Here is a 308-nt window from a genome sequence, read left to right as displayed (position 1 = left end):
ACGATCCTGCTTGACGGCAGCCGCTCCATTCTGAGCCTGCCGCTTGATGAAAACGATGAAGCGAACCCGCAGACGGAAACCACGGCGGATCATCTCGCTTATATGATTTACACGTCAGGAACGACCGGACAGCCGAAGGGTGTCATGGTCGAACACCATGCGCTGGTGAACCTGTGTTTCTGGCATCACGACGCATTCGCCATGACGGCCGAGGATAAAAGCGCCAAATACGCTGGCTTCGGTTTTGACGCCTCCATCTGGGAGATGTTCCCGACATGGACCATCGGCGCGGAGCTTCATGTCATTGA

General features: G+C 55.8%; 1 protein-coding gene. It reads left to right on the top strand.

All coding sequences use genetic code 11. The features are described 5' to 3' along the window. Positions 1–308, top strand: a 308-nt coding sequence (locus Y79_RS01000000120065; RefSeq protein ID WP_032864794.1) for an AMP-binding protein, incomplete at both ends; no start/stop codon positions are given.

The sequence above is a fragment of the Bacillus siamensis KCTC 13613 genome (assembly GCF_000262045.1).
GTDB classification, from domain to species: domain Bacteria; phylum Bacillota; class Bacilli; order Bacillales; family Bacillaceae; genus Bacillus; species Bacillus siamensis.
The sequence above is the reverse complement of the archived record's forward strand: the minus strand, read 5'-3'. Positions and strand labels throughout refer to the sequence as shown.